Source organism: Lacrimispora indolis DSM 755 (genome assembly GCF_000526995.1).
In the GTDB taxonomy this organism is placed as follows: Bacteria; Bacillota; Clostridia; order Lachnospirales; family Lachnospiraceae; genus Lacrimispora; species Lacrimispora indolis.
In genome coordinates this window covers 3,889,863-3,908,048 of sequence record NZ_AZUI01000001.1, presented here as the reverse complement: position 1 = coordinate 3,908,048, position 18,186 = coordinate 3,889,863, and the positions used below count along the sequence as shown (strand labels likewise).

Sequence of the window (18,186 nt, the reverse complement as noted above, 5' to 3'; positions counted from 1 at the left end):
TCCTATTCCTTTAATATTTTTTCCGTGTAGATGATCTTAAAAATCCCGGTATCCGTCTGCCTGTTATAATCTGCTTTGTAGCCCAGGGCTTCGTAAAAGCCTACTGCCTCATCCCGGCTGGTGATACAGATTTTTTTAACACCGGATTCCCTGATCCAGTTTTCTGCCTCTTCAATCAGCAGCCGCCCCACGCCCTTTTTCCGGTATTCTGAAAGGACGCTGACCCGCTCAATTTTAGCCGTTTCTTCATTGTCAGAAACATGGATCCGGCAGGCTGCTACAGGATAAATGTCATCAAGCACCAGCACATAGAGAGATTCTTCCGAATCCCCTTCATCAAATTCCTTATGCAGCGGAATCCGGAATCCTTTTACCATTGTTTCTGTTCTTACATAATGAACGCCTGCAAGCTGCCAGTGTTCTTTTACCCTTACTGCCTTCATCCTGCCGCCCCCTTATTCATAATTGATCCTGCCTCTTCCATGAGGTATTTTCCAAATGGAAAGGTCTGGACCCTTGGGTACCAGATAATAGGGGTTTCCGGAAACCGCACACAAATGATAATGGGTCTTAATAGCCTCAAAATCTGTGGTATCCCCAAATCCCGGCTGTGAATATAAATCTCTGGCATATCCCCAAAGATTGGGGAAATCGGAAATAAGACTTCTGTTCAGCAGAAAGCCGTTGTAATAGGCCGCATCAAACCGGGCCAGGGTCACATATAGCCTGATATCAGATTCCGTGATCTTGTCTCCAAACAGATAACGGCTGCGGCCCAACCGCTCCTCCAGCCAGTCCAGACGGTGAAAGACCAGGTTATATGCCTCTTCATAGGCCTCCTGGCTTCTGGCAAATCCTGCCTTGTAAACCCCGTTGTTGATCTCATGAAACAGGATCTCATTTAATTCATCGATTTCTTCTCTCAGCTCTTTTGGATACAGATCCGGCGCTCCCTGCCTGTGGTATTTCTTCCATTCCACTTCCCAGTACCTAGTCAGGTTAAAATAATCGTTGTTCACCACTTTTCCTGTTGCCAGGTCAACGACGGCGGGCACGGTAAACCTGCCCTGATAATCCGGATCTGCCTTTTGGTATGCCTCGCTTAAATATTTGATCTTTAATACCGGATCTTCTCCCTGTTCATCCAGGGTAAACGCCCAGTCTGTCCGCCCCACATCAGGCCTTATGGGATCCAGAGTTCCCAGGCTGACCGCATCCTGGAGTCCTAGCAGACTCCTGACAATAACAGAACGGTGGGCCCATGGGCAGGCAGGGGACCAGAGCAAACGGTATCTGCCTGCTTCTACAGGCAGCTGCCCTTCTTCTGTTCCAAAGGCGGTTGTAAACCGGTTTTTCTGCCGTTTAAATTTCCCATCTGCTTCGATCTCATCAGTAATATATTTTTTTGACATTGCAATTTCCTCATTTCTTTCTAAAAGCCAGCTTAACGCTTCATATCCTCTCTGCCGTATTCATCAACAAAGCGATACGTTTCCGGAAGCAGGAATCCTTCCTTATCGATCCAGTTAAGGGATTCTTCAGACCCATGAAACAAACACATGGCCGTCTTACTCCTTCGGAATCCCATTTTTTCGTACAAGGCCACAGTTCTGGGATGGGTATAAAGGATCACGTTCTGGCCTCTGACCTGATCCAGGAGCAACTGGATGAGCTTTCTGCCGATTCCATGCCCCTGATATTCCTCGTCAAGAGCGATGTTATAAATGGCCGCCTGGCATATCCCATCGGATAAGGCTCTCCCAACACCCACGATCCTTTCCCTGTCGTAAACGAACACCACAGCATAACTGTTTGTGAAGATGATTTCCTGCTCCATTGGGGAACGGTCTGACAATCCGGAACGCCGCAGCACGTCAGAAACTTCCTTCCAGTTAATTTCTTCCTTTGTCAGCTTGTATGTAACATCATTCATGGGAACCCTCCTGAACCTTGATTTCTCCGTCCGCCTGAATCTGATGACGGAATGTGCTTTCAAATACTTCGATTCCTTCTGCCATGTCATTTCCCCCTGTCAATCGGATGTTCCATTCCGCTTCACTGCCTGATGAGTTTAAATCGTATAATCAGCGCTTTCCAGCATGTGAATCTTTACTAAAAACTCCTTTAGCCGTTGGTTATTTGGTTTATCAAAAATCTCTTTGGGAGTCCCGTCGGCCACGATTTTTCCATTTTCCAGGAAGATGATCCGATTGGCCACGTTCTTCACAAAATTCATTTCATGGGTGACAAGGAGAATGGTATTGCCTTCCTGGGCCGCCTTTTTTATGGTCACCAGCACTTCGCTTACCAGCTCCGGGTCCAGGGCCGAGGTGGGTTCATCCATGAGAAGCAGCTTGGGATCCATAGCAAGTGCCCTTGCAATGGCCACCCTTTGCTGCTGACCTCCGGATAAATGCCTGGGATAATGGGATAAACGGTCTCCCATTCCCACTTTCTGCAAATGCTTTTCCGCAATGGATTTGGCCTCGCTTTTCTTCAGCTTTTTTACGATCATCAGCCCTTCCATGACATTTTCCAGGGCGGTCCGGTTCTTAAAAAGATTAAACTGCTGGAATACCATTTCCGTACTCTTTCTCAATTCCAGCTTTTCTCTGGCTGATTTTGTGGTAAGATCAATTTCCTGACCGTTTATTTTTATGGTCCCCTTCTCTGGCTTTTCAAGGAAGTTAATGGAACGGAGGAGGGTTGATTTCCCGGTTCCTGAGGGCCCGATGATGGCAACTACATCCCCTTCGCGGATGACCAGATCAACGTTATCCAGTACCACGTTATCACCGAATTTCTTACTCAATCCTTTTATTTCAATAACGTTCATACTTACTCCTCCTTTCCCTGAGCCTGCTCATGCTTTTTTTGCCGGAACGCCCTGTTTTACCCGGTGAAATGGGATTCCCGCCGGACGCTTCTGCTGCAACCGTTTCCGGTACACTCATCTTTTTCTCGATATATACAAACAGCCGTTCAATTATGATCGTCAGTCCCCAGTAAATGATGGCCAAAGAGCAGTAAACTTCAAAATACCGGTAGCTGTTTCCGGCAAGGATCTTGCCCTGAGCCGTTATTTCAACCACTGAGCAGGTAAATGCAAGAGAAGTTCCTTTTACCAGACTGATGAGGGAGTTCCCCAGGGAGGGAAGAGCCACTGTCACTGCCTGGGGGAACAATACTCTGCGGAATATTTGAACCCCTGTCATTCCAAGAGCTTTGGCCGCCTCAACCTGCCCTTTTTCCACGGATTGTATGGCAGCCCGTATGGTTTCTGAATCAAAGGCAGATTGATTAAGTCCCAAAGCCACAATTGCAAAAATAATTGGCGGTATTGCATTTACGTTATAGGAAGTTCCATTGTAAAAGTTATAATATTTTAAAGCGATAGGAATTCCAAAGTACGTAAGATACAGCTGGACAATAATCGGGGTTCCCCGTACGACCGAAACAAATACGGTACATAATTGCCGCAGGACCGGGATATTGTGGATTTTTACTATGGCGATCAAAAGCCCTGCCACCCAACCGATGAGAAGGGCAATTGCCGTCAGCTGCAGCGTTACAGGCAAGTATTTCAGCAATGCAGGAATTTCCGTAAACACCAGCTTCCAGTCAAATATTTTGCTCATCTTGTTCCTCCGGTTTTATTAATAAGATGGGGAATAATCGGATCCAAACCACTTTAAGTTGATTTCCTTTGAGGTTCCATCCTGAATCACTTCTTTTAAAGCCTTGTTAATATCTTCTGTCAGCGTATCATTTCCCTTGCTGACGATCAGATAACTGAAGGGTTCTTCCATCAAGTCCTTTGAAAGTGTGTTGCTGATGGAAACTCCGTCCACATTAAAATTAAATTCTTTCTGATAATACTCGAACATTGGTTTATCCATTAACACGAAATCATATTTTCCGCCTTCCACATCCTGGATCTGCAATACAAGGTCCTCATCGCTGTATTCGATTGTTATGGGGCTTGAAGGATTGGCGGAGTTATAGTTTTCCAGGGCTGTGGTAATATTGATCCCTGCCTGGGAGATGGTCTTTAAGCCTGCAAGGTCAGCCCATGTCTCAATACCAGCTGCTTTGTCACTGCCCTTTGCAAAGATGGCAACATATTCATTGGCAAAAATGGGGTCAGTGAATAAATACTTTTCTTTCCGCTTCTCATTTTTGGCAAAATTGTTCACACCGATCTGGTACCGGTCGGAATCCAGACCTGCAAAAATAGATGGGAAATCGGTAACTTCAATCTCTAGTTTATATTGGGGAAGCCGGTCGAAAACAGCTTTGATCAGTTCAATGTTGTGACCGGTCAGCTGGTTGCTGCTGTCCACAAAGGTAAAGGGCTTTGGAGAACCGCCTGTTGCCGCATGAACCACCACCGGTTCAGCCGAGTCAGCCGTTCCCGCAGCCTCACTGCTCTCCTCCTGCTTTGCCGTTTCAGCCGTACTTTCCGTTTTTGCTGTTTCACCGGCTGTTTCTGCAGCCGCCCCATTGGCGGTGCCCTTGCATCCGGTCAGCGCTCCTAATACGGCCACTGCCATAAGCACTCCTGCAATTGATTTGCCTGCAATATTTTTCTTCATAATCATTTCTCCTCTTTTTTCCTTATTATTGGAATTTCCCAAAACATCATCTGACGGTAAGTTATTTCCTGGAAAGCGGTCTCCTCATTACTGCAATTCCTGGGGAACAAACCACAAGCCTGTGTTGTTCTCTTTCATATACTCTTTAAATTCGTCGGAATGATAAGCTGCCACAATATCCTTTGCCCATTTTGTATCTTTGTTTTCTTCCTTTACAACCACCTGTAAAATCAGATGATCCAGAATATCTTCCTGTAAAATGGCGGTGGAAGGGTCAATGCCTGCATTATAAACAATGCTTCCTGTAATAACTGCAAAGTCAAAATCATCCAAAGCAGGAGGAATGTTTAACGAATCCATTTCCACAAATTTGATGTTGTACTTGTTTTCCACAACATCCGATTGCTTTACCTTTTCAAGAGGAACATCCGGATTGAGCTTAATCCAGCCGGCTTTTTGCAAAAGCGCATAAGCACGTGCCGTATTGGATGCATCATTTGGTACTGCAATCGTGGCACCATCGGCTATTGTCTCCAAAGATGTGTGATTTGCGGAGAACAATCCGGCTGGAACGGTGGGTATGGGGGAAATGGGAACAAGGTTTCCGTTTTGGTTTTTGTTGAAATTATCCGCATAGGCGGTGTGCTGCTCCACGTTAAAATCAATTTCACCTTCATTTAAAGCTGTGTCGTTTTGTAAAAGGTCGGAAAAATCCACCACTTCCAGTTTATATCCCTGCTTCTCCAAAATAGGCTTTACCGCCTCTTCAAACAGTACGGTATACGGTCCTGCCGCCTTACCGTATTTCAATGTTGTTTTGTCCTGACCGACCTTGCTTCCGGTGTTGGCGGAGCAGCCTGCAACGGCGACGGCAAGCAAGGCAGCGATAACAGATAATCCAAATTTTTTCATAATTAGGTTCCTCCTCTATTTACGTGTTCTCACACGTTTTGATAAATAATTTCCAAACCCCTGAATCAGCTGAACGAACACGATCAGCACGATTACGGTTGCAATCATCAAGGGGGTATTAAACTGCTGATAACCATAGGTTAATGCCAGATTTCCCACACCTCCGCCGCCAATGGCGCCTGCCATGGCAGTGGCTCCAAGAAGGCCAATGGTACCGGTGGTCAGGGACAAAATTAAGGATCCCATTGCTTCCGGCAATAAGAAGTGCCAGATCACCTGCACGGGGGCGGCCCCCATCGCTTCTGCTGCTTCGATGATCCCTTTGTCAACCTCAAGCAGGGAGCTTTCTATTAAACGGGATAGAAAGGGTGTAATATAAAACACCAGGGAAACCAGGGCGGCCTGAGTGCCGATACGGGTACCGACTATGATTTTTGTTAAAGGCATAATTGCCACCAGCAGAATGATATAAGGAACTGAGCGAACAATGTTGATGGTATAATTGATCAGGTTATAGACTGCTTTATTCTGCAGAATACCGCCTTTACGTGTAATGGTAAGCAAAATGCCAAGAGGAATTCCAAGAAGCGACCCAAGCAGCAGCCCCCAGAACAGCATATAAACGGTCTGGCCTGCGGCAATTGCCATCTGCTCTCCGGTAATGCCTAAATATTGCTCAATCATTGTTCTCCTCCTGTTCCCCGGTTAAGGTCAAGACTTCCCCATAGACTCCGGAATCTTCAATAAACTTCTGCACCTCATCAACCTTTTCCCTTGAGCCGAACACCTGCACAATCATGACGCTGAACACGATTCCCTGAAGTTCACAAACCGTGGCAAATAAAATACTGTTTTCCATGTGATATTCCGCACTTATGCGGTAAAGCAGCGGTTTTCCGGCAGTCTTTCCCTGAAAGCGAAGGCGGAAAATCCGGTTTTCTCTCTGATCGTTCCGTATTTCCCTGACCAGGCTTTCCGGTATGCTGTCGTTAATCACGGTTTTTACAAAACTCCTGGTAATTTTATGCTGGGGATTGCCGAATACCTGAAGCACGGTCCCCTGCTCCAGAACCCTTCCGTTATCCATGACCGCAACCTTGTTGCAAACATCACATATGACGTTCATTTCGTGGGTAATCAGGAGAATGGTCACGTTCAGCTCTCTGTTTATCTTTTTTAAAAGTTCTAAAATCGAGTCAGTGGTCTTTGGATCCAAAGCACTTGTTGCCTCGTCACAAAGCAGGATGCTGGGATTGGTGGCAAGGGCCCGGGCTATGCCCACCCTTTGCTTTTGGCCGCCGGAAAGCCTTGACACATTGGTATAGATTTTATCTTCAAGCTCAACAAACTGCAAAAGCTCATTTACCCGTTTCTCGATTTCTTTTTTTGGCACTTTGTTTAATACCAGAGGCGCCGCTATATTCTGGAAAACAGATTTGGACTGCAGCAGATTAAACTGCTGAAAAATCATTCCAATGTTTTTTCTCAGCTTGCGCAAATCCTGTTTGGATAAGGTGGTGATGTCTATGCCATCTACCAGCACCCTCCCCTCTGACGGACGCTCCAGTAAGTTTACCAGCCGTACCAGGGTTGATTTGCCTGCCCCGCTGAATCCCACCACTCCGAAAATATCACCCTTTTCAACCGTAAGGCTGACCTGACGCAAGGCATCAACTTCACCGGATGCAGAATCAAACCGCTTGCTTACGTTTTGAATTTCAATCATCGGAGTTCTCCTCCTTTGCAGGAATCAATTCACCGTTTTTTATGGCTAAAAGAGTCTTTTGTGCCAGCGCCGCAAAATAATCAACTGCCGGTTCCAATGCGTTAGTGTCAACCTGAAACTTCGGGTGGTGATTGGGGCAGGACTCTCCCGTACCTATACGGATGAAAAAGCCTGGGACTTTTTCCTGGTAAAAGGCAAAGTCTTCTCCGCCGAGAGACGGCGAAGGTGTTTTGACCTTTAAGCCCTGTTCTTTTGCAACAGCAGCGGCCACAGGTTCAAGGCTTTGGACGTTATTTGTAGCAGGCGGCCCTGCAAGCCAGTCAATTTCTGCTGCAGCACCCTGGGACAGGGCAACATGCTGAACCAGGGTGCGAAAGCGCTCTTCAATCAGCCGGCGGTTATGTCTGCCCATGGTGCGTATGGTCCCTTCAAGCTCCGCTGTCTGGGGAATCACATTCCACGTATTTCCTGCAGTGACCCGGGTTATGCTGATCAGCCCCTGGGAAAATGGATCAATATTCCGGCTGACAATGCTTTGGGCAAGGGTCACAATTTGTGAGGCGGTAAGTACCGGATCAATTCCGTCCTGAGGATGAGCCGCATGAGTGCCTTTTCCAGTAAGCTTAACCGTAAATCTGTCAACAGCGGCGGTGATGCTTCCGGATACAATTCCTACTGTTCCTACAGGGAGAGTGATATCGGTATGCAGGCCGTAAATCACGTCAACATCATCAAGCACTCCTGTTTTGATCACTTCCAGGGCGCCGACAGAGGATTCCTCTGCAGGCTGAAACAGGATTTTTACCCTTCCGTGCAAATGCTCCCGCCCCTCCTGCAATTCTTTTGCCACATACAGCATCACTGCGGTATGAAAGTCGTGGCCGCAGGCGTGCATTTTTCCCGCTATGGAAGAGGCATAAGGCAATCCGGTTTCTTCCTGCACGGGAAGAGCGTCAATATCGCAGCGCAGGGCTATGACCGGCCCGCTGTTTGCGCCTTGGATTTCTGCTGCCAAACCTGTTTTTAAATCCAGGTCCAGGATATGTACCTTGTGATATTCCAAAAACTCACGGATCCGGCGAGTTGTCTCGTATTCTTCAAAAGAGAGCTCAGGGTTTTGGTGAAACCAATAAAACGTCTCTGTAATCTGGTGATAAAACGTAGAATGGGACATGAACGGTCCAACCTTTCATAATTTAATCCTTTAAAACAACAATCAATACTCCGCTTTTTTCTTTCCGAATTTTTCGTCCCTGTTATTCGGTTCATCCCAAATGGAAACATCCGGTCCCAGGGGAAGAATGTTGTATGGGTTATGTCCATGGTTTCCCAGGAGATATCCCCTTTTGATTGCGTCAAAATCCGTGGCTTCTTTAAATGCCGGAATCGTATACAAATCCTTTGCATAATTCCACAGATTGTCAAAATCCGCAATGCGGTTCCTGTTTGTCTTATGGCTGAAATAGTAGGCCACATCAAACCTGGCAAGGGTCACGTATAACCGGATATCAGAATCGGTGAGCCGGTCTCCAAATAAATATCTTCCCTTTGAAAGACGCTCTTCCAGCCAGTCAAGCCTTTGAAACAGCACATCATAGGCAGCTTCATATTCTTTCTGGGACTGGGCAAAACCTGCCTTGTAGACTCCGTTATTTACCTCGTGGAATAAAATCACATTCAGCTCGTCGATTTCCTTCCTTAAGTCCTCGGGATACAAATCCGGCGCTCCCGGCTTGTGGAATGGCTTCCAAACGGTTTCCCAGTAATTTGTCAAACGGTGGTAATCGTTGTTGACCACCTTCCCTGTTTTTAAATCCACCACAGTGGGAACGGTTGCCCTTCCTTCATATTCCGGGTCAGTAGCTGCATAGATCTCCGGAAGATAACGGATTTTAAGAACAGGATCAACACCGCCCTCATCAAGGGAGAATTCCCAGCCGTTGTCAGTTCTTACGGGGCTTACCTTGCCGGCGCTGATCGTATCTTCCAGCCCTAAAAGCTTAAGGGCTATGATCTGCCTTGTGGCCCATGGGCAAAGAGGCGTCCATATGAGCCGGTATCTCCCTGCTTCCACAGGAAGCTCTCCTGCTCCCGGTCCAAAGGGCGTGATAAAATGATTATCCTGCCTTACAAAAGCGCCTGTTTCCGATACTTCATGGGTATCTTCTGTGGTGGCTACCTTTCCGAATTTCTCTTCTATTGCCATATTTTCTTCCTTCTTTCCCAAATTTGAGTACAAAAAAAGCAGATGTCCTCTGACACCCGCTTCTCTACGCATTAACGCCATGCATAGGAGTTCCAGGTTTTAAGACACAAGTAAAAAGACCATTCCTTAAGCACTTACAGCAACAACACATTAGCTCCATCTTTCCATCCATCTGAAACATCTTTGACTCCTTTCCCTTCATTCCTGTTTCTTTATGCTGATATCTTACCACTCCTATAGGTTTTTGCATAATATATAAAAAATACAGCTGGCAATAAGATTATCTTATAACCAGCTGTTTTCCAAACCACCAGTCATTTTATTTACGGAAATACTATAGCGAAGTCAGGCTTGATTGACTTAGGCCCATTGTCCTCATGAGAATAAGGGAGTAGACAGATACCGGTCACCGGAGTCAGGAAGCAGGACCACAATGGTTTTTCCCTTGTTTTCCGGTTTTTCTGCCAGCTGTTTTGCTGCCTTTAATGCAGCGCCGGAAGATATCCCTACCAGAATTCCTTCTGATACTGCAAATGCCTTTCCTTCCTTAAATGCTTCCTCGTTTTCAATGGTAATGATTTCATCGTAAATTCCGGTATCCAGCACTTCAGGAACAAAGCCTGCGCCGATTCCCTGGATTTTGTGAGGACCTGGCTTTCCTCCGGAAAGCACCGGGCTGCTTGCCGGCTCTACGGCTACGATTCTGACATCCGGTTTCTTTCCCTTTAAATATTCACCCACACCTGTGATGGTTCCGCCTGTACCTACGCCTGCAACAAAGATATCCACATCTCCGTCTGTCTGTTCCCAGATCTCAGGACCGGTGGTTTCCTTGTGCACTTTTGGATTGGCCGGGTTTACAAACTGTCCAAGAATGAAGGAACCAGGTATGCTGGCTTTCAGCTCCTCGGCTTTTTCAATGGCGCCCTTCATGCCCTTTGCTCCCTCAGTCAGTTCCAGCTCTGCTCCATAGGCTTTTAATAAGTTTCTCCGCTCCACGCTCATGGTATCCGGAAGTGTAAGAATGGTCCTGTAGCCCTTGGCTGCCGCAACAGCTGCCAAACCGATCCCGGTATTTCCTGATGTGGGTTCAATGATGGTTGCTCCAGGCTTTAATATGCCTTTTTCCTCTGCATCCTCGATCATGGCAAGAGCAATCCTGTCTTTTACGGAACCGGCCGGATTTAAGTATTCCAGCTTCGCCAAAAGGGTGACACCCTCAATTCCTTCCTTTGCACTGTATCTGTTTAATTTAAGTATAGGTGTTCCGCCAATGAGCTCCACTGCACTTTCTTTAATTGTTCCCATATTCTTTACCTCCGTTTTTATATGATATTTATTAGTTTGATTAATATAAAAAAGAACAGCCGCCAATTACGGCACCTGCTCCTTTATTCCGCTTGTAATATGAAAACTTCTCATATCCTAAGCTGTCAGGTATCATAATAAGCATTACAACAAAACCGTATTATTATCCATACATACAGCCTGACAACAACATCTATTATTAAAAAATTCATGATCCATTACTATCTTTTTCCTTTTCATAGGGGCCATCTCTTTTCATTACCTATATGTTTAATAGGTTTATATGTTATAATTATATTAATACACTCAAAGAAATGTGTCAATACTTTTTTACAATTTTTTTATCGATCCTCTCTTTACGCCTGTACCCGTATTACTGCTTTTCCTGGGGGATTTTCCATTTATTCCTTTTTTTCTGATAAATCAGGATAAATCTGGCAACACTAATGATAAACAAAATTAGGAGGAATAAAAAATGGTCACACTAAAAGACAGCATGACAAAAGAGAACCTTTTAAAAGCTTTTGCAGGAGAATGCCAGGCCTGGCGGCGTTATGAATTTGCCGCATCCCAGTCAAAGAACCAGAATCTTCAGGTTTTATACTGGCTTTTCCATTATACAGGAAGCCAGGAAAAGGAACATGCTGAAATATTCTATAACCACTTAAGAGAGTTCCATGGACAGGAAATCTTCATAAGCGCCGATTATCCAATTGACAATTCCAATAACATTCTGGAGCTTTTGCAGCTTTCCGCCAAGCATGAGGCTGCTGAGCATGATACGATTTACAAATCCTTTGGTGACAAAGCCAAGGAGGAGGGATTTTCCCATATTGCAAATTCTTTTTATATGATCGCTGAGATTGAGCAGGTGCACAGCCAGCGTTTTGCCCAGTATGCCCAGCTGGTTGAAAACAACAAGCTGTTTGAAAACGATACGCCCACGGAATATATCTGCTTAAACTGCGGCCACGTCCACAAAGGTGCCAAGGCTCCTCAGGTCTGTCCGGTCTGCAGCCATAACCAGGGATTTTTTGTCCGCCGGGAAGACTCACCCTTTGGAAAATAAAAAGGATTGAAAGCTGCTAAAAAACGCCGGAAACCTGCAAAAACATCATATTTTTGCAGGTTTCCGGCGTTTTTCATAACAGAGACAAAGTCAGGACAGTGATTGGCAAAACAACTGTTCTGCTATTCTTTACAACCCCTTTACGGCCCGTTCCAGGCTCTCCATAGCCTGTTTCACAATGGACCGGGGACATGCGATGTTGATCCTTTCAAATCCCTCTCCTGCCGGACCGAACATGGCGCCGCTGTCCAGCCAGAGGCCTGCCTTCTTTACGATCAGGTCTTCCCTTTCTCCTTCCGTTAATCCCAGCTCCCGGAAATCCAGCCACACCAGGTAAGTGCCTTCCGGTTCTATGAATTGAATGGCTGGTATTCTTTCCTTTAAAAACTCCCGCACATAAGAAATGTTCGCCCTTAAGTACTCCATGAGCTGATCATGCCAGTCCTCTCCATAGCGGTATGCTGCCTCGCATGCGGTCAGGCCCAGGGTGTTAAGCTGGCTGTATCCGGCTGCTCCCACCTGTCTGCGAAATCTCCGTCTCAACTGCTGATTGGCAATAAAGATGTTGGAAATCTGTAAGCCAGCCAGATTAAAGGTCTTACTGGGGGAGGTACAGGTAATGGTCCTGTTTTTCAGCTCTTCGCTTAAGTCTGCAAATACCAGGTGTTCTCCCTTAAACACAAAATCCTGGTGGATCTCATCGCTGACCACGATGATGTCTCTGCGGATGCAGATCTCCCCCAGCCGATCCAGTTCTTCTCTGGTCCAGACTCTTCCTACCGGATTATGGGGATTGCACAATAAAAATAATTTTATATGATATTGCTCCGCTTTTCGTTCAAAATCTTCAAAATCTATATGATACCTGCCGTCTTCTCCAAGATACAGGGTATTGTCCACAATAATCCTGTCATTATCTTCAATGACTTCGCTGAAAGGATAGTACACAGGCTTCTGGATCATGACTCCGTCTCCTGGATCTGTAAAAGCCTGGACCGCCATGGCTAAGGCGAATACGACCCCAGGCGTTTTGACCAGCCATCTGCTTTCCACCTTCCAATGATGCCTTTTTTCCAGCCAGCCCTGGACTGCCTCAAAGTATTCATCCTGGACCTCACTGTAGCCGAAGATCCCATGCTCCACTCTCTCGTGAAGGGCTTCCAGAATTTTTTCGCTTACCTTAAAATCCATATCCGCCACCCAAAGGGGAAGCAGGTTTTCCGGCTTTCCTCTCCGCAGGGCAAAATCATACTTAATACTGTTTGTATTTTTACGGTCAATGATTTCATTAAAATCGATCGTTTTCTTACACATAAAATATCCGCTCCAATTCCTCTATCAAATCTTCTGCATCTTCAATTCCCACCGATAGCCTTAAAATTCTGTCGGTAACGCCATTGGCAGCAAGAACCTCTTTTGGCACATCGGCATGAGTCTGGGTGATGGGGTAAGTGATCAGCGTTTCCACCCCGCCCAGGCTTTCCGCAAAGTGAATGAGCTTTACCTCCTTTAAAATCCGGTGAGCCAGCTCCTTTGTTTCCACCTCAAAGGTGACCATACAGCCAAACCCTCTTGCCTGCTTTTTACAGACTTCATATCCGGGATGGTCCGGGAGTCCGGGGTAATACACCTTTGTGATCTTCTTTTCCTGATACAGCCATTCCACAAGCCTCTTGGCGTTCTTTTCGCCCCGTTCCATGCGGATGGCAAGGGTTTTGATTCCTCTTAATATAAGCCAGCTGTCAAAGGGAGCCAGGCCGGAGCCTACTGTTTTAATAATAAACCGCAGCCGTTCTGCAATCTTTGCTGAAGAAGTGACCAGAAAGCCTGCAATGGTATCATTATGTCCGCCTAAGTATTTAGTCCCGCTGTGTACCACAATATCCGCCCCCAGCTTTAAAGGATTTTGAAAATAAGGGGACAAAAAGGTATTGTCAACGATCAAAAGCAAGTGATTCTTTTTCGCCACCTCTGCCAGTCTTTCAATGTCTATGACATTCATCATGGGATTGGTTGGAGTCTCGATAAATATGGCCTTTGTGTTTTCCCCTACAAGTCTTTCAAACTCTGATAAATCTCCGGCGGAACAGTCCACTGAGCTGATCAGAATCCCGTTCTTTTTGCTGATATTATCAAACAGCCGGATGCTGCCGCCATATAAATCACAGTCAGTAATAATATGATCCCCCGGCTGAAACAGCTCCATCAAAGCCGTGATCGCCGCCATTCCGCTGGAAAAAGCCAGGGCATCCACTCCATTTTCAAGGGAAGCCACCACCTTTTCTAACTGCTCCCTTGTCGGGTTCTGTAAACGGCTGTAATCATAGCCGGTACTCTCTCCGATTCCCTTGTGGGCAAAGGTGGCTGTCTGGTAAATGGGAAAGCTGATTGCTCCTGACTTGTCCGTGGAAACACCTTCCCCATTGCCATATAAACACTTTGTAGAAATCCCGTATTCCATATTCATTCCCCGCTTTCTCTTTTTTGAAATCATGGTTTTATTCTTTCCACAAGTATACCAATGGTATGCTTCCAACCGTTATTACTTAAAAACAATAGCCTGTTATAATTTATTCCTATTGAAAAAGAATTTTTATTTCACAGGTTGAATACCTATTCAACCTATGGTAAAATAGGTATTGATACACAAAATTGCTTAGTAAGGTGGTATACTATGAAAATATCGACTCGCGGCCGTTATTCCCTTCGGATGATGATTGATCTAGCCGAGCATTATAATGATGATTTCATTGCCTTAAAGGATATTTCCGAAAGGCAGAGTATTTCAAAAAAATATCTGGAACAGATCGTTCCCTTTTTAAACCGCAGCAATCTGCTCACTACTTACCGGGGGCACATGGGAGGTTATAAGCTGGCAAGGCATCCTTCCAAAATAACCATTGGGGATATTCTGCTCAGCTCAGAGGGAAGCTTAAATCCTGTCAGCTGCATGGACAATGATCCCAACGTATGTACCAGACAGGAGGACTGTATGACTCTTCCCATCTGGCAGGGACTGTCCGAGGTCATTGCTGACTACTTAAACGGCATTACCCTGCAGGACATTCTTGACAGACGTCCGGATTCCCCTGAATATTATATTTAGATCGTCAAAGCACCTGTTTTTCATACTTTTTCAGCTCTGTTATATATTTTTCCCCAAGGATACTTAAGGGCATTTTCCTCTTTTTTATATATCCGATCCTCATTTTATCATCGGTATTAAGAGGAATTGCCCTGTATTCATTTCCGTTTAAATCTTCACAAATGATTCCGGAGCACAAGGTATAGCCGTTTAATCCCACCATGAGGTTTAAAAGGGTGGCCCTGTCATCTGCTTTTATGATCTGCTTATATTCATAAGTGCTGAACACTTCCTCTGCCAGATAAAAGGAATTGTTGTTTCCCTGTTCAAAGGAAAGGCAGGGGTAATTCTTTAAATCCTCAAATTCGATCACCTCTTTTTCTGCCAGTGGATTGCCCTTCCATAAAAATACATAGATCCCGCACTGAAACAGTTCCACAAATTCCAGTTGGTTATCATTAAAGATTTTCTCAATGGCTTTCTGGTTAAAATCATTTAAGTACAGGATCCCCAATTCGCTTTTCTGGTTCCTCACATTTTCAATGACTTCATAGGTTTTGGTTTCATGGACGGCAAACTCGTAATCATCTATTCCAAATTCCTTCGCCATGTGAATAAAGGCCTGGACAGCAAAAGTATAATGCTGCATGGATACGCTGAATTTCTTTTTAAATTTCTCCTTTTTTACAAACCGCTCTTCCATCTGACGGTACTGCTCCAGCATCTGTCTCGCATATCCAAGGAATTCCTCTCCTTCCGGGGTGATCACGATCCCCCGGTTTGAGCGCAGGAACAGCTGAAGGCCGATTTCCTCCTCCAGATCCCGGATGGTGCTTGATAAACTGGGCTGTGTGATAAACAGCTCGGCAGCCGCCTTGTTCATGGATTTCTGATTTGCAATGCATATGGCATAACGCAGCTGCTGTAATGTCATGGTTTCTCTCCCTTCTCTGCATTTTGCACTCAAAGGCTGCCATAGGGCCTATGGCAGCCTGTTTCTGATCTCTTAAGCTTGCGGGTTACTTAACTGCTTCAAACGCCTCGTCTAAATCCTCTATTATATCAGCCCCATGTTCGGTTCCGATGGATAACCGGATGGTATTGGGCTTGATTCCTGATTCCTCCAATTCTGCTTCCGTCATCTGGGAATGGGTCGTGGACGCCGGATGAATGACTAAGGATTTTACATCCGCTACGTTGGCCAACAGGGAGAATAATTCCAGCTGATCAATAAAATCCTTTGCCTTTCTGGCATCCCCCTTAATTTCAAAGGTAAATATTGAGCCTCCGCCGTTAGGGAAATATTTGGCGTATAATTCCTGCTGCTCAGGATCTTCAGAAACAGAAGGATGGTGCACCGTCTCCACCTGGGGATGGTTCTTTAAATACTGTGCCACTTTCAGCGCATTTTCCACGTGCCGCTCAACCCGGAGGGATAAGGTTTCCAGTCCCTGAAGGAATAAAAATGCGTGGAAGGGAGATAAAGCAGCTCCCGTATCCCGGAGTAAAATAGCACGGATTTTGGTCACGTAAGCTGCCGGACCTACTGCTTTGGTAAAGCTGATCCCGTGGTAGCTTGGATTTGGCTCCGTAAGGGGAGAAAATTTTCCTGAGGCCTCCCAATCGAATTTCCCGCTGTCAACGATGACACCGCCGATGGCGGTTCCATGACCTCCGATATACTTGGTGGCGGAATGGACCACAATGTCCGCTCCGTATTCAATGGGCCTGACCAGATAAGGAGTTGCAAATGTATTGTCCACAATTAACGGAATTTTATGTGCATGGGCTATGTCTGCCAGCTTTTCAACATCAACCACATCGGAATTGGGATTGCCCAGGGTTTCAATGAATACCAGCTTTGTATTTTCCTGTATGGCCTTGTCAAAGGCTTCGTAATCAAAGGGATCCACAAAGGTGGTTTCAATGCCGTATTCCGGCAGGGTATGCTCCAGCAGGTTATAGGTGCCGCCGTAAATATTCTTGGCTGCTACGATATGATCCCCGTTTTTTGCTATGTTTTCAATGGAATAGGTAACGGCGGCTGCACCGGAGGCCACTGCCAGGGCTGCCACTCCGCCCTCTAAGGCTGCGATCCTGCGTTCAAAAACATCCTGGGTAGGATTTGTCAGCCTTCCATAGATATTGCCTGCGTCTGATAAATTGAATCTCGCCGCAGCGTGATCACTGTTATGGAACACATAGGAGGAGGTCTGGTAAATGGGAACTGCTCTCGCATCGGTAACCGGATCCGCCTGCTCCTGTCCAACATGTAATTGCAATGTTTCAAATCTTAAATTTCTTTCAGATCTTCTCTTCTTGGCCATATGGATTTCCTCCTGAATGTTATACGGATTATTGACTTCGTCTCTTCTTAGTTGGTATTATACCTTGTTTCCCGTATAAGTGTTAATAGATATTATTATGACCTGGTTATAGGCAAAACCTATAACAAAGCCAGTATAGATTTTTCTCCCAAGCTCATGCTTATCCATCATATATCTTTAAGTTTTGAATATACATATACAAATTAATAGCGAGGACATGAATCATGAATGAACATTATCCTTTTGTAAACCTGCCTCTGCCGTATCCATACGATGCACTGGAACCCTACATAGACACACAAACCATGTATTTACATCACGACAGACTTCAGCAGCGGTATGTAGCAAACCTTAACGCGATCCTAAGAGATTATCCTCAGCTGCAAAACATGACTTTGGAAGAGCTGCTCTCAAACCCGGAAAGCCTTCCCGAAGAGGCCCGTCAGGGCATCATAAATAATGGAGGCGGGGTTTATAACCACATCATTTATTTCGCCGGAATGACCAATTCCATGACACGGTCCCAGGCCGAAACATTGTTTCCTGCCATCGTGGAAAGCTTTGGAACGGTGGAACAGTTTTTTGATGAATTCAAAAGATACGCCATGTCTGTATTCGGATCCGGATATGCATGGCTGGTTGTGGATCCCAACGGCACGTTAAGTTTCGTAACAACACCAAATCAGAATTCCCCTATCTCAAACGGTCTTTGCGTAATTGCCGGCATCGATGTCTGGGAGCATGCCTATTTTTTAAAGCGTTTTAATGACCGGGCCGCATACATAGAAGACTGGTTCCACGTGGTAAGCTGGGAAGCAGCGGACGAACGTTACAAGCTGTGCATCAACGCTGAATCTTAATATGGATGGCCCGGCTTATATCATTCAAATTGTTTCCATTTTATACCCTGTCCTAAAAAACCTTCAAACTGATGTACGGATCTGTTTGAAGGTTTTTA

Annotated in this window: 19 protein-coding genes; 3 read left to right on the top strand and 16 right to left on the bottom strand. The window is 45.6% G+C overall.

Features of this window, described 5'->3' with window-relative positions; all coding sequences use genetic code 11:
• Nucleotides 1-2: 2 nt before the first annotated feature.
• The 12 genes from K401_RS0118665 to cysK all read right to left on the bottom strand — a co-directional run bounded on the left by K401_RS0118665 (nt 3) and on the right by cysK (nt 10,747).
• Nucleotides 3-443, bottom strand: a complete 441-nt coding sequence (locus K401_RS0118665; RefSeq protein ID WP_024294382.1) for a GNAT family N-acetyltransferase — start codon at nt 441-443, stop codon at nt 3-5.
• A 12-nt stretch (nt 444-455) separates the two neighbouring features.
• Nucleotides 456-1,412: a glutathione S-transferase family protein gene (locus K401_RS0118660; protein WP_024294381.1), complete on the bottom strand. Its 957-nt coding sequence runs from the start codon at nt 1,410-1,412 to the stop codon at nt 456-458.
• Nucleotides 1,413-1,444: 32 nt separating this feature from the next.
• Nucleotides 1,445-1,933 (bottom strand): GNAT family N-acetyltransferase, encoded by a 489-nt coding sequence (locus tag K401_RS0118655; RefSeq protein ID WP_024294380.1) that lies wholly within the window; start codon nt 1,931-1,933, stop codon nt 1,445-1,447.
• 138 nt (nt 1,934-2,071) lie between these two features.
• Nucleotides 2,072-2,836: an amino acid ABC transporter ATP-binding protein gene (locus tag K401_RS0118645; protein ID WP_024294379.1), complete on the bottom strand. Its 765-nt coding sequence runs from the start codon at nt 2,834-2,836 to the stop codon at nt 2,072-2,074.
• A complete protein-coding gene (locus K401_RS0118640; protein WP_024294378.1) occupies nt 2,823-3,638 on the bottom strand; it encodes an amino acid ABC transporter permease in 816 nt (271 codons plus the stop codon). Before K401_RS0118640 ends, K401_RS0118645 begins: the two co-directional genes overlap by 14 nt.
• 18 nt (nt 3,639-3,656) lie before the next feature.
• Nucleotides 3,657-4,595: a transporter substrate-binding domain-containing protein gene (locus K401_RS0118635; RefSeq protein WP_024294377.1), complete on the bottom strand. Its 939-nt coding sequence runs from the start codon at nt 4,593-4,595 to the stop codon at nt 3,657-3,659.
• 87 nt (nt 4,596-4,682) lie between these two features.
• A complete protein-coding gene (locus K401_RS0118630; RefSeq protein ID WP_024294376.1) occupies nt 4,683-5,507 on the bottom strand; it encodes a MetQ/NlpA family ABC transporter substrate-binding protein in 825 nt (274 codons plus the stop codon).
• Nucleotides 5,508-5,522: 15 nt separating this feature from the next.
• On the bottom strand, nt 5,523-6,191 hold the full coding sequence (locus K401_RS0118625; protein ID WP_024294375.1) for a methionine ABC transporter permease: 669 nt from the start codon (nt 6,189-6,191) through the stop codon (nt 5,523-5,525).
• Complete coding sequence (locus K401_RS0118620; protein WP_024294374.1) at nt 6,184-7,233, bottom strand: methionine ABC transporter ATP-binding protein; 1,050 nt, start codon at nt 7,231-7,233, stop codon at nt 6,184-6,186. The genes K401_RS0118625 and K401_RS0118620 overlap by 8 nt, the downstream gene beginning before the upstream one ends.
• Complete coding sequence (locus K401_RS0118615; protein ID WP_024294373.1) at nt 7,226-8,407, bottom strand: amidohydrolase; 1,182 nt, start codon at nt 8,405-8,407, stop codon at nt 7,226-7,228. The genes K401_RS0118620 and K401_RS0118615 overlap by 8 nt, the downstream gene beginning before the upstream one ends.
• A 42-nt stretch (nt 8,408-8,449) precedes the next feature.
• A complete protein-coding gene (locus K401_RS0118610) occupies nt 8,450-9,439 on the bottom strand; it encodes a glutathione S-transferase family protein (RefSeq protein ID WP_027352390.1) in 990 nt (329 codons plus the stop codon).
• A gap of 375 nt (nt 9,440-9,814) precedes the next feature.
• Nucleotides 9,815-10,747, bottom strand: coding sequence for a cysteine synthase A (gene cysK / locus K401_RS0118605; RefSeq protein ID WP_024294371.1), 933 nt, complete (start codon nt 10,745-10,747; stop codon nt 9,815-9,817).
• A 475-nt stretch (nt 10,748-11,222) separates the two neighbouring features.
• Between cysK and K401_RS0118600 the strand changes: the two genes are divergently transcribed.
• Nucleotides 11,223-11,816, top strand: coding sequence for a rubrerythrin family protein (locus K401_RS0118600; RefSeq protein ID WP_024294370.1), 594 nt, complete (start codon nt 11,223-11,225; stop codon nt 11,814-11,816).
• A gap of 129 nt (nt 11,817-11,945) precedes the next feature.
• On the opposite strand, the gene K401_RS0118595 is transcribed toward K401_RS0118600, so the two are convergent.
• Nucleotides 11,946-13,130, bottom strand: coding sequence for a MalY/PatB family protein (locus K401_RS0118595; RefSeq protein WP_024294369.1), 1,185 nt, complete (start codon nt 13,128-13,130; stop codon nt 11,946-11,948).
• On the bottom strand, nt 13,123-14,310 hold the full coding sequence (locus K401_RS0118590) for a trans-sulfuration enzyme family protein (protein ID WP_330362240.1): 1,188 nt from the start codon (nt 14,308-14,310) through the stop codon (nt 13,123-13,125). The genes K401_RS0118595 and K401_RS0118590 overlap by 8 nt, the downstream gene beginning before the upstream one ends.
• 180 nt (nt 14,311-14,490) lie before the next feature.
• Between K401_RS0118590 and K401_RS0118585 the strand changes: the two genes are divergently transcribed.
• A complete protein-coding gene (locus K401_RS0118585) occupies nt 14,491-14,922 on the top strand; it encodes an RrF2 family transcriptional regulator (RefSeq protein WP_024294367.1) in 432 nt (143 codons plus the stop codon).
• Between the two features lie 4 nt (nt 14,923-14,926).
• Here K401_RS0118585 and K401_RS0118580 read toward each other — a convergent pair whose 3' ends face one another.
• Together K401_RS0118580 and K401_RS0118575 are read right to left on the bottom strand one after the other, a co-directional pair.
• Nucleotides 14,927-15,835: a LysR family transcriptional regulator gene (locus K401_RS0118580; RefSeq protein ID WP_024294366.1), complete on the bottom strand. Its 909-nt coding sequence runs from the start codon at nt 15,833-15,835 to the stop codon at nt 14,927-14,929.
• Nucleotides 15,836-15,920: 85 nt separating this feature from the next.
• A complete protein-coding gene (locus tag K401_RS0118575; protein ID WP_024294365.1) occupies nt 15,921-17,228 on the bottom strand; it encodes an O-acetylhomoserine aminocarboxypropyltransferase/cysteine synthase family protein in 1,308 nt (435 codons plus the stop codon).
• 224 nt (nt 17,229-17,452) lie between these two features.
• Between K401_RS0118575 and K401_RS0118570 the strand changes: the two genes are divergently transcribed.
• Nucleotides 17,453-18,088 carry a superoxide dismutase gene (locus tag K401_RS0118570; protein ID WP_024294364.1) on the top strand — a complete coding sequence of 212 codons (636 nt, stop codon included), beginning with the start codon at nt 17,453-17,455 and terminating at the stop codon, nt 18,086-18,088.
• Nucleotides 18,089-18,186 lie beyond the last annotated feature (98 nt).